Below are 10,041 nucleotides of genomic sequence, written 5' to 3'. Positions count from 1 at the left end.
TCCTTTATCGCTCTGAGGATAGTATCAGAACTACAAGTATGAAGTGTCGGATGAAGCGAGAGATGGTTCATCAAATGAGTAGTGACATCCTCAATACATGAGCCACCACAGAAGTAGATACTCATGAGAGAACGGATGATTTCGCTGTACTGATAACCTAACGATCTACACCTTAGACCGAGGGTTGAGTCGATTACAGATGACAATGTGGAGTCAAATTGCTCATCAGGTAGGGCGGAAGGATTTCGAGGAATTTGGACGACGCATAGGGTTGGGCAATAAATTGATAAAGCGTGAGCTTGATGAGTTTGTCAAAGAGAAACCATTGGTGCAAGTATTGATAGACCGTTCCTTTTTATCGGAAGAACTGAAAAAGTAATATAGGATGTCTATGGGGTACAGGTGTAAGATGCTTTCTTTCTGATGAAGGGCGGATAAAGCATTCTTCAGGAAAGTACTTCTCCTTTTCCCATACCGGTCATACCGTTAAAACTGATTGATAATTATGACGCGTATGTTGGCCGGTATGCCTATCTTTGTGGCAATGAAAACAGAGAAAGGATTGATTTTGTAAGTATTATCATGGCAAAAGAACTGATTCGTGTCCCTAGGGTGCTTGGGGAAAGCTATAATTCCGTGCTGATTGAACGGTTGTATGAGGCAGGTGGAAATGTCATGCTCGATCTGATCATATACCTGGGCAGCTATCACCTCAAAGACTTGTTCGGGACTTCCTGGTTCTCCGTAGAAGACTTCTGCCGTAAGATGGGGTATGACCGTACCAACTTGCAGCGCAAGCTGGATAGCCGGCAGCTCGCGGCCATGTTCGGAAAGAATATGCAGCCGGAATATGTATGTACCGACACGGCAGGACAGAGAATCAGCCATCCTATCGAGACGGTTTTTGAGGCGGCTCTCTATAAACTGGGATTGGAGAACCTCTGCTATCCGACCATTGGCGAGGATGGCCGTACATCCTATAATTTCGTGCAGATCTTGAAACGTTTCGACATAATGACCGATTTCAAGACGAAGAAGTCAACGAAAAGGCTGTACTCGGCAGTGGTAAGCCCGGAGATAAAGAATTTCATGTTCTCGCTCTATAACCTCTTGGAACTTCAGGATTACCGTAGCCTGCCCAGCCGTTACCGCTATTTCTATCTGGAACTTTCCAAGATGGTTTACCTGATCAAGTATAAGACCACCAAGAATGAGGCTCCTTTTTATGTGCTGACAGTCGATCAGCTGGCTAAAAAGCTCGGCATAGAGATTGCCGAACCCAAAGACCGGAAAAAGAAGGTCGCCTCGATACTGAAAAAGATGAATACTTACCTGAAATATACCAATTTCAATTTCTCTTTTGTGAAAGGCGATCATGAGAGATGGGCATATACCGTGTTGTTCTCGTTTCCTAGGCATACGCTGCACTATTTTGATGAAGGACAATATGCTGTCGTGGTGAAGAAATTCTATAAGAACCTGCTTGGGCTGTATGTCGAGATTGCCTACCCGGACACGGATATGGCTGTCAGGAGGAAGAAGATCAAAGAGGTGGAGGAAGATGCCGGACTGTATAAAGAGTTCCTTTTATGGGCAAACTCCCCGGAAAGCGTAGAAAAGAAGAAACAGATATATATCAGTGATTTCGTGGCTGTATTCGGCAGGTTTCCGGAAGGATGGGCACAGGAAGAGTTGGAGAGTGCCAATGGAACGGAAGTTGCTCCTGCTCCTGAAGAGTTCATATCTCCGGAGACGGACGGGGCGGTGAACATGGACGATCCAGCTGTGTAGAACCGTCCACGTTTCACGGTTTTTTATAGAATTAGTTGTGTAGAAGTGTCCCTATTGGGGTGATTAGATGTGTGGAGTCATCCGCTTTGCCTGTTTTAGTTGTGTAGAAGTGTCCCGTTTGTTGCTTCTAGTTGTGTAGAACCGTCCACTCCTTTTGCTTTAGTTGTGTAAAAGCGTCCGGTTTCACTTGTCAGCTGTGTAAAACCGTCCACCCGTTAATGAAGGGAATAGGTAATCCCTGTTTTTTTTATATGTCGGTATATCAGTGAAATAAAAGAGAGAAATTTTTAAATAAAAGGTATCGGCTGTGTAAAACCATCCACCAAAATACATAATAAAGACCTAAACTCCTAACCCCTTTAAATATCCCCAAAGCGATAACATAGAAATGACTGGGAAAATAAATTTTCCCTTCACATGCCCTATACGTACTTTCGGAAAAAGATTTTTCGGAAGTATGTGTTGATTTTCACGTTTTTTTATATGATTGGAAGGCGGTTCTGTTCATCTTCTGTATCCGAATTAGTTTTTCAGGGCGTTCCCTTCTGACCGGGCTATTCGTTGCAAGTCCTCGTTACCCTCCAGGCTTTTCCCTGCTATCCCTAACGCTCTACGCTCCGGCTATGCCGGAAGAGAGGTATGATGATTTTTTCCTGAACTGATAGGAACATTGCGAAGGTAGGCGTGGCCGGAACGCCCGATATTGAAAAGCCAAATCTCCATCCTCCCATTCCGGGAGGTAGTATTTACCAGTTCAATCCCGTTCTGATCCGTCTTTCCCGCTTTCTCTTCAATGCACTGTTCCCAATCAGTTGAGGAAAAATTTATGGTTGGGGCGACAAGCGATGTTTGCGAGTATTAATCTTTTAATTTTTGGCAGTATGAAAACGAAGAGAACCGTATTTGAAGTGAATGACGTTTATCGGGTGATGGAAAACAGCGAGTTGATTTATACCTTGACGAACAGTGAGAAACTGAAACGTGAAGAATATAAGTATGAACAGATGGAAATAGAAGGATTGTGCTTGTCTGATGTACTGGAAACACTAACACCCAGCCGTAAAAAAGTCGCTTATGCGGCGATTGAGCTATATAAACGGCTGAAAGAAGGGCAAGTTGAAAGTCCTGCGCTTTTATCCAGCAATAATGTTTATAAAATGATGCATCCTGTTTTGTGCGATATAGCTACTGAAGAGATGTGGGTGCTGTTGCTGAACAGTTCGTCCAAACTCATCCGTAAAGTCCGTATCTCATGCGGCGGGATAAATACCGCCCCTGTGGATATACGGGTTATCATGAAGCAGGCATTGTATTATAACGCCGTATCTTTTATCATGGTACATAACCACCCATCAGGAGCACGCAAGCCCAGCAGTGCGGATGACCGCTTGACGGAAGCAGTTAAAAAAGCCGCTGAAACATTAGACATCCGTTTGGTTGACCATGTGATTGTGGCAGGCAATAACTATTATAGCTATGCGGACGAGGGAAGATTGCAAAATAGGTAAGGTGGACGGGAGAAATCCCGTCTGCCCGGGATTTCGGCTTCGGGGTTCTTTTTTGGCAGTCACCCCAAAAAAGAACCAAAAAAATGCTTCCCGGACTATCGGATGCGACATCGTAAAATACGCAAAGACGTGGCTTTTCAGAATAAATACATATCTTCGCGCCAAAGGTGATCGGAATGAATGTATTTTCTACTTTTGATACAGGCGTTATGGTGGCTCTCTTACTGGGCATTGAGTTTCTTAGAAGTGATATCCGAACGATTCTCTATTGTAAAAGGAATGATCCCAGGATTCTTAAGAGTTGCTTATATACGCTGCTTATATTATTGACCAGCCTTTATTCTATTGTGGCCGGAGCCATGCTTCATCCGGAACCCGTACCTGTTTATGAGTTGATACCCGGTTTTCAATATGGGGTTTATGGCTTTTCTTTTTCGTTTATATTGCTCGCTGTTGCATGTCTTTATCGTAAAACATTACCTTTTGTCCTTTTGGGCTACGCTATGATATATGTGATCGGTGTATTGATACCACTACTTAGGTATGTAGTGTCTATGATGGATTATTTCACTCGCACAAGGGTATAGCAGGTTAATTTCTTGATTGTATCGGATTGCCCTTTCTGTGGGCTGCCTCCCCCGGCTTCTTTCCTCCGATCCGAGTCCGGCTTTTTGCTCGGCAAAGGTTTCGGGATTCCGCAAATGGCAAGTTACGGCCATGCGCCTTTACTGTATGGAAAATAACGATGAAGAAGTGTCTTCCCGACATTTTCCATAAGTGAAACTTGGCTTATTGCTTGCAATCCAGACCTTGATATGCCGAAAAAAGGCTCAGAACTCAGATGGGGAATGACATCAAAAAAAAGGTCGGCTGACCAAAGACCTTCCCGATACAAAAAATGAAAAGGTCTTGAATCTAGCTGAAGAATAAATCAGATGTTCAACTTAAATAATGCTAATATGGAAAATTTGATTACACAAATCAACAAAGAGAGATTGGTTAATAGCGACACAGCTCTTATGATGAAGGAATTATACTATTACGTGCCTTGTGAGTATTGGTATGACAAACAGGATAGGCTACGCACCGATATTGAGGGAAGGAATACCCCGATGTATATGTGCGAGTGCCCGACACTGGCAGCATGTATCCAATGGATGATACAGACTCGTGAATATACGTTTCAAACAGAACAAAACGTGGCGGTCTGGCATGTGGTTGTGAGGGCTGGAGATTATGTGTTGTATGACTCCGAAAGTAATGCGGACGCTTTTTGTTGTTTGGAAGAAGCATTGGAAAAAGCGGTACAGGAGTGCATGGAGTTATTGTATTAAAATTAAAAAAAATCAGTCCCCGTGAAGGGGACTTTCCTATAATCTTGCTGAGAGGTGGAATTGCAGACGATCTTTGAGAATCATCTTTGAAGGATGGGCAGAGGTTTATTCGTTATTTGTTATTTTTGTTCTCGGATTTCAGCGCAATTCCATTCCTTCTTAATAGGCGATATACTGTTCCGCTACTGCCTATGTTTAATATTTTCTGTATCTCCCTTACCGGCGTTCCGGATTCATAGAGTTGGATGCAGCTTTTCTGCTTGGCGATGTTGTTTTTGTTGATAAGTGTCTTTCTGCCGAATTTGACACCTTTTTCCTTGGCGATTCTTCTGCCTTCTTGGGTTCTCTCATAGATAAGGTCTCTTTCAAACTGAGCGAAAGCACCGAGAATGTTGTTCATCAGTTGGCCGATTGCGCCTTCCGTACTGATGTTGTCTTGCAGTGAGGTGAATTGGATGCCCCTATTCTTGAAATCTTCCAATAGCGTAAGGATATTCTTCAGCGAACGGCCAAGCCGGTCCAGCTTATATACGACAAGTGTGTCGCCTTCCCGGAGAAAGCTCAGGCAGGCATCCAGTTCCGGGCGGTTTTGTTGACGTCCGGTCATTTTCTCAGAGAAGATTTTCTCGCATCCGGCAGCCTTCAACGCTTCCAGTTGCATATCCAGATGTTGTTCCTTGGTGGAAACACGGGCATATCCTATTTTCATCCTGTTTTCGTATTTAAATGTGTAATGAAGGTTTTAATTCTTCACTTTTTCAAATATGAAGACATTAATTCTTCATATTCCTCACGGCTGTATTGGTTGAACCCCTTTTGCTTCATTGCCAAAAGAAGCCTTTCCAGTTCTCCGATAGTCACTACCTGTTTGCCGATAACGGTAAATTGTTCCCATTCTCCCTTTTCGTTGAGCAGGTATTCCCGGTGTGCAAAACAGTAAAGAGAACCATCGATGTCATTCCGTTTCTGCCATTGACGCAGGTGCTTCAAACTGGTGAAATCACGGGTGACAGTACGTGGAATGGGAACCAATACGTCAATTTCCATCTTGAATTTTATATTCTCTTCCGCTTCTCGCATGGGTGATTAGCTTATTTCATAATACATCAATTATCGTATGGGCAGGAAGTTCCAGTTTGGAGAAAGCAAACATTTTCTTGCCCAAATCCTTTAGCGATGCCCCAATATGATATACTTCCGTATTATCAATGATTAAGAAGCGGTCATGACTACTTTTGTAGGTTCTAGCTTCAATGGGAGGATATTGGTCATTGTGTTTGTTTAAATCAAGTTGGAGCTGTGCGTTTATTTTGTGTATAAATAGTAGCTGATACTCCACTGTTTCGTTTGCTCAACATGAGTAACACGGATTCATCTACATAGTTGTCGATAAGCACAAGTGAGCATTTGGCAGACTTTATTAAATCTGTAGCAAACTTATACGCATCGAATATCTGACCGTCAAAGAATATACCTTCCACCGGAGGCAATGAGGTGCGTACAAAGAAGTCTATCTTTGCATCATGTTCAGCAATGGTTTTCTCTATTTGGAAGAATCTATTGTTCATTCTATATTCCATGTCATTGAGCCGTTGGTTTATAGAATAACCTTTCAATAAATATTCTTTTAAAATTTTATTTGCCCATTGCCTGAATTGCGTACCTCTTACGCTTTTAACTCTGTATCCAACTGAAATTATTACGTCTAGACTAAAGAACTTGACAGGCTTATCGGAATTAGCAATGTGCAAAAAATGCACATTGCTTTTCTCTTCCAATTCCTTTTCCTTAAAAACATTATTTATATGTTTGGTAATAACGGTTCTGTCACGTTGAAAAAGTTCTGCTATCTGCGCTTGTGTGAGCCAAACGGTTTCATCTTCTAAACGTACTTCCAACCTTACAGCTTCATCCGGTTGGTATAGTATGATTTCTCCTTGCTTCTCCATTATATGTTTCGCTTTTATTATATTGTTGCAAATGTACGAAAAAGAAACGTTATAAAGTCTGTTTTTTCCGTAAGTATTACCTTAAAAATTTGTTCCCTTTTTATTTTAATAAAACAGAAACATTCTGCTGTTTTAAAAATCAGTTATCTGTTTGCTATTCATAGTTAGGGTATCAAATAACTAAAATTCAAATGGAAACGCAAATCTATATTTTATGCAGATTTGTTTGTTAGAAGCGGAGAAAAGGACACAAGACATGATAAGAATCATAGGTCGGGGAGCGCCGCACGGCAAGGGGGGCACTAGCCTCCCGACGAGTGCAGCCGTTGGCCGGGTTATCGGTGAAAATGGAAAAAAGTTGGCTTTTCTTTTGGTATTGTTATAACTTTGTCTATATTTGTGTTGTGATAATCAATTTTAAAGTTATAACATTATGGTAACAAACATTATTCAGATTGGAAACAGCAAGGGGATAATACTTCCTTCCGAGATATTGAAACAGTTGCGTTTGTCCTTGAAATCGGCTGTGAGCATTTCTTTGGACGGGAACAATATTGTGATAAAGGCACAACCACGGCAGGGATGGGCGGAAGCTGCCAAACGTGCCCATGAGAATGGGGATGATGAGTTGCTTATCCCTGATGTGTTTGAGGATGAAAAGTTTGAGGATTGGACATGGTAGAACAGTATGGAGTGTATTGGGTAGAGTTAGACCCTACCCGTGGGGGTGAAATGGCAAAGACACGGCCATGTGTTGTTGTAACTCCTTCAGATTTGAATATGTACCTTACAATAGTAGTCATTGCTCCGATAACCTCCACCATAAGGAACTATCCTTACCGGGTTCTGTGTTCTGTAGCCGGGCGTGATGGGGAGATAGCCACGGATCAGATTCGCACGGTGGACAAAAGCCGGCTGAAAAGAAAGATTGGAGATTTGAATTTCAGTGAGATAAAAAGACTGAAGGAAGTGTTTCATCAAATGTTCTGTGAATAATGGAAAGTGTGCAAATAACAGGTTATGTAGCGTATTCAAAAAAGATATTATGAAGCCAACTACTTATATTAATTGGGACGGTCTGAAAGACATTCCATTCTTCTACTGCGATACAAAGGAAGATGAAGAAAACAAGGATTTCGACATCTATTACCAGGGCAAGCTGGTGTTGCATGACTACAACCATTGCGGACACTACCTTTACACTGCTGCGCTGCTGTTCAGTAAAATCAGAAACATTACAGCCGACTGGGTGAACCTGCATAACCTTTGGATTCTGCGTGATTGCGTGCGCGAGAATTACAATCACGGCATAGGAGTGGACGACCTTATTTTCGGAGAGAATTTCGATGGCAAGAACCTCGATACACTCACACCGCTTACCAAGAAACGCTTTGATTATTTGTGTAAGCGGATTAAGGAACTTGACCCATACGCAACAATTTAACACTTCATTGGGCGAAGGCAGGGCTTGCTGCGGATGCCAGACTTTAAATAATCCATTGGATTAATTATCTTTGCACGCTAATTTTCAAATTATAAAGAAATGACTAAATCGGAAATCGTAAAGGAAATATCTGCCAGAACCGGCATCGACGGCAAAGCGGTGCTTGCTGTTTTGGAAGGATTCATGAACGAGGTAAAGACTTCGTTGGGTAAGGAGGAAAATGTCTATCTTCGTGGATTCGGTAGTTTCATAGTGAAGAAGAGAGCGCAAAAGACAGCTCGGAATATCTCTAAGAATACTACTATGATTATTCCGGCTCATAACATACCGGCATTTAAACCGTCTGACGAATTTTTGAAAATGGTAAAACAACAGAACGCATAATAGGTAAACACAATGAAAGATCAGTTACGATTATTGAGAGACTGTATCAATAATGATCGTCCGGCAGTTGTCTTTCAGGGAGACGATTTTTGCGCTCCTGAGATTTTGGAAGCAGCAAAAGAAATTTATCGTAAACATGGTTGTTCCGAAGAATTTCTTTTTGACTGGCAGCTGCTTATCAATGAGGTGAAGGCTTACCAGTTAGAAAGTCCGGCAACTGTCAAATTGCCGAAACTCTCCCCGACAGAAACGGAACTGGTGCGGGAAGAGATGACTAAACGCTAAAAAATATTCTCGTTTAATACGCACCTTTTATTCTTCAGGCAGCGTATTGAACGGGATGGGATTAAAATGTTGGCGAACCTGCTTTTTTCGAAAGTTCCTGCCAATAGTTGAAGTCACTCGGTGAAAGATGCTCTTGCATCCAGTCACGCATACCAATATCGTTTCTTTCGTTCACATATCTCGTAAACGGAATCATTGTCTTACATGCTTCAAATCCAAGCATTCTCATATGGCGTGAAATGTTGGGAGGAAGACCTTCCAACCACTCTTTATAATACATTATCAATCTGTTTTCTTGGATTGGAACCGCTTGTTGGTGGTAAATATAGCTGGCGTTTCCGATTCTAATATCTCTGGCCTTATTTTCCCGTTCTTCTTCAGGTAGCCGACTTAAATATTCAGCTTGTGCTATTCTGCATTTGGAGTTTGGATGTTCCATGGTATTTTATATAATTAAGACTCTTCAATGATACGGTTCATCAAATCACATATTTTTTGGCAGCTATGACGGTCTGCGCAAGCAGGATAGGGGCATTTCTCAAAGGATGCCTGATTATCCGTAACTATGAAACCTCCGGAACGACGTACATAACTTACCGGATGAAAATAAATATCTTCCTTTTTCGGCCTATAAGTACATAGTCTTATAAGGCTGTTCAGCTCTTTGCAAATTTGCTCACATTTTTCTTTGGGATAATGTGGCAAATCACTGAATGCTTCGTAGGGGACAAAGGCAAATGCTTTGTCATCCCACATGACAGGTGTGTAATTCTGTACCATTTGTTATTTGGAATAAGGATGGCTGGCAGATTCCGTATTTCTGTATCAGTTAGGTAATCCGTCACTATTTAAGTGCGCCTGGGCAAACTCCCGGAGGTTCGTTTCGGCAATGCACTTTTCATAAATCTCATCCAATACTTCTTGCATATTTTCTACTTTATTGAATTTTAAGGGGCTGCCGTTTGTTGCGGCTTGCCTTTCCAGTTGTTCGATGATACTGGGAAATATCCCACGCAATAAACCGACGGTAGCTACGGCTGTAGCTGGTTCTACCTCTATTGTAATCTTTTTCTTTTCCATATCGTTGTATTATGTTATCAAAAGTAATAATTATTAGGATATTGGTAAGCATTTCTTCTGAAAAACTTTTTAAAGATATTGTTTTAAGATGACATACTGTGTTTTTGCGTTCACGCAGTATTCTTTCCCACCCTCCCCTTCATCGGAATGACTGTTCTCATTTCCGGTTTACCCGTAGTCATCCGCTATGCGGCTGATTATGGGCAAACCAGAAAAGAGAAGTTCCAAACGTGGGCGGGATTGCAATGGTCATCATCCGGAGCTTC

15 protein-coding genes and 2 pseudogenes are annotated in these 10,041 nt (G+C 41.9%); 10 read left to right on the top strand and 7 right to left on the bottom strand.

The features are described from left to right. Positions 1–224, bottom strand: a pseudogene (locus HMPREF9009_RS25585) (IS1380 family transposase); the annotation flags it as partial. Between HMPREF9009_RS25585 and HMPREF9009_RS24560 the strand changes: the two are divergent. The 5 genes from HMPREF9009_RS24560 (at position 200) to HMPREF9009_RS24540 (ending at position 4,633) form a co-directional block, all read left to right on the top strand. Next, positions 200–379 carry a hypothetical protein gene (locus HMPREF9009_RS24560; protein ID WP_008770285.1) on the top strand — a complete coding sequence of 60 codons (180 nt, stop codon included), beginning with the start codon at positions 200–202 and terminating at the stop codon, positions 377–379. The pseudogene HMPREF9009_RS25585 and the gene HMPREF9009_RS24560 overlap by 25 nt on opposite strands. Positions 380–582: 203 nt before the next feature. After that, a complete protein-coding gene (locus HMPREF9009_RS24555; protein WP_005868786.1) occupies positions 583–1,791 on the top strand; it encodes a hypothetical protein in 1,209 nt (402 codons plus the stop codon). Between the two features lie 881 nt (positions 1,792–2,672). Continuing rightward, positions 2,673–3,299: a JAB domain-containing protein gene (locus HMPREF9009_RS24550; protein WP_005868785.1), complete on the top strand. Its 627-nt coding sequence runs from the start codon at positions 2,673–2,675 to the stop codon at positions 3,297–3,299. Between the two features lie 176 nt (positions 3,300–3,475). After that, the gene (locus HMPREF9009_RS24545) at positions 3,476–3,886 is read left to right on the top strand and encodes a hypothetical protein (RefSeq protein ID WP_005868783.1); all 411 of its coding nucleotides are present in this window, start codon (positions 3,476–3,478) and stop codon (positions 3,884–3,886) included. Positions 3,887–4,234: 348 nt separating this feature from the next. Continuing rightward, a complete protein-coding gene (locus HMPREF9009_RS24540; RefSeq protein ID WP_005868782.1) occupies positions 4,235–4,633 on the top strand; it encodes a hypothetical protein in 399 nt (132 codons plus the stop codon). Positions 4,634–4,745: 112 nt separating this feature from the next. On the opposite strand, the gene HMPREF9009_RS24535 is transcribed toward HMPREF9009_RS24540, so the two are convergent. From HMPREF9009_RS24535 to HMPREF9009_RS24525, 3 genes and pseudogenes are all read right to left on the bottom strand, one after another. Continuing rightward, positions 4,746–5,342, bottom strand: a complete 597-nt coding sequence (locus HMPREF9009_RS24535; RefSeq protein ID WP_005868781.1) for a recombinase family protein — start codon at positions 5,340–5,342, stop codon at positions 4,746–4,748. Between the two features lie 41 nt (positions 5,343–5,383). Beyond that, positions 5,384–5,713 carry a hypothetical protein gene (locus tag HMPREF9009_RS24530; protein ID WP_005868780.1) on the bottom strand — a complete coding sequence of 110 codons (330 nt, stop codon included), beginning with the start codon at positions 5,711–5,713 and terminating at the stop codon, positions 5,384–5,386. 16 nt (positions 5,714–5,729) lie between these two features. Next, positions 5,730–6,582: pseudogene (locus tag HMPREF9009_RS24525) on the bottom strand (virulence RhuM family protein). 433 nt (positions 6,583–7,015) lie between these two features. Here HMPREF9009_RS24525 and HMPREF9009_RS24520 point away from each other — a divergent pair. The 5 genes from HMPREF9009_RS24520 to HMPREF9009_RS24500 all read left to right on the top strand — a co-directional run bounded on the left by HMPREF9009_RS24520 (position 7,016) and on the right by HMPREF9009_RS24500 (position 8,695). Beyond that, on the top strand, positions 7,016–7,264 hold the full coding sequence (locus HMPREF9009_RS24520; RefSeq protein ID WP_005868778.1) for an AbrB/MazE/SpoVT family DNA-binding domain-containing protein: 249 nt from the start codon (positions 7,016–7,018) through the stop codon (positions 7,262–7,264). Next, complete coding sequence (locus HMPREF9009_RS24515; RefSeq protein WP_005868777.1) at positions 7,258–7,578, top strand: type II toxin-antitoxin system PemK/MazF family toxin; 321 nt, start codon at positions 7,258–7,260, stop codon at positions 7,576–7,578. The genes HMPREF9009_RS24520 and HMPREF9009_RS24515 overlap by 7 nt, the downstream gene beginning before the upstream one ends. Before the next feature lie 49 nt (positions 7,579–7,627). Further along, on the top strand, positions 7,628–8,026 hold the full coding sequence (locus HMPREF9009_RS24510) for a hypothetical protein (protein ID WP_005868776.1): 399 nt from the start codon (positions 7,628–7,630) through the stop codon (positions 8,024–8,026). 99 nt (positions 8,027–8,125) lie between these two features. Next, on the top strand, positions 8,126–8,410 hold the full coding sequence (locus tag HMPREF9009_RS24505) for an HU family DNA-binding protein (RefSeq protein WP_005868774.1): 285 nt from the start codon (positions 8,126–8,128) through the stop codon (positions 8,408–8,410). Between the two features lie 12 nt (positions 8,411–8,422). After that, entirely contained in the window at positions 8,423–8,695 is a 273-nt protein-coding gene (locus HMPREF9009_RS24500; RefSeq protein WP_005868772.1) for a hypothetical protein, read from the top strand. Between the two features lie 61 nt (positions 8,696–8,756). On the opposite strand, the gene HMPREF9009_RS24495 is transcribed toward HMPREF9009_RS24500, so the two are convergent. The 3 genes from HMPREF9009_RS24495 to HMPREF9009_RS24485 are packed head-to-tail and all read right to left on the bottom strand — an operon-like array spanning position 8,757 to position 9,775. After that, a complete protein-coding gene (locus HMPREF9009_RS24495; RefSeq protein WP_005868770.1) occupies positions 8,757–9,134 on the bottom strand; it encodes a hypothetical protein in 378 nt (125 codons plus the stop codon). 14 nt (positions 9,135–9,148) lie between these two features. Continuing rightward, the gene (locus HMPREF9009_RS24490) at positions 9,149–9,475 is read right to left on the bottom strand and encodes a hypothetical protein (RefSeq protein WP_005868769.1); all 327 of its coding nucleotides are present in this window, start codon (positions 9,473–9,475) and stop codon (positions 9,149–9,151) included. 45 nt (positions 9,476–9,520) lie between these two features. After that, positions 9,521–9,775: a hypothetical protein gene (locus HMPREF9009_RS24485; RefSeq protein ID WP_005868768.1), complete on the bottom strand. Its 255-nt coding sequence runs from the start codon at positions 9,773–9,775 to the stop codon at positions 9,521–9,523. Positions 9,776–10,041 lie beyond the last annotated feature (266 nt).

The sequence above is a fragment of the Bacteroides sp. 3_1_13 genome (genome assembly GCF_001185845.1).
In the GTDB taxonomy this organism is placed as follows: domain Bacteria; phylum Bacteroidota; class Bacteroidia; order Bacteroidales; family Bacteroidaceae; genus Bacteroides; species Bacteroides xylanisolvens.
The sequence above is the reverse complement of the archived record's forward strand: the minus strand, read 5'-3'. Positions and strand labels throughout refer to the sequence as shown.